General features: G+C 58.7%; 1 protein-coding gene. It reads left to right on the top strand.

The window, feature by feature from the left end; genetic code table 11:
* Positions 1 to 151: 151 nt before the first annotated feature.
* Positions 152 to 460, top strand: a 309-nt coding sequence (locus EII34_RS15775; protein WP_148092646.1) for a hypothetical protein, incomplete at its 3' end; no start/stop codon positions are given.

Below are 460 nucleotides of genomic sequence, written 5' to 3'. Positions count from 1 at the left end.
CCCTCGTCGGCCTCGCTGTCGGCTTCGGAGTTGGCCTGGCCATGAGCATCCCCACAGGCGACGACAAAAACCTCGGAGATCGGATCGCCGATGTTGCTGAAGGCGCCTGGAACTTCGGAAAGAAGCTGTTCGGCGGAGAAGGATGATGAACATGTCCCTACTGGAAGCCTTTCCTTCTGGGATCATCTGGCTGATGGTCTTTGCAACTGCCATCGGCCTACTCGCTCTCCGACAGGGCTGGGTCGCCTACACCGAACCCACCCCACGCTTCGTCCTCCACTACAACGGCTGGTCCTGCCCACCCCTGGCCATGCTCTACGGCGGTGGATTCATGCTGCTGATAGGAGTGCTTGCACCTGTCACTGAACAGGAAGAACTTCAAGCAGCCATCCCCGACCTCATCCTGGGAGTGTTTGGCCTGACCTGTATCTTCTGCATGGTCACCTTCCTCCTCGGATTC

The sequence above is a fragment of the Arachnia propionica genome, from assembly GCF_003859805.1.
GTDB lineage: Bacteria > Actinomycetota > Actinomycetes > Propionibacteriales > Propionibacteriaceae > Arachnia > Arachnia propionica_C.
Note: the sequence above shows the minus strand (reverse complement) of the source record. Positions and strands in the feature narration are given on the sequence as shown.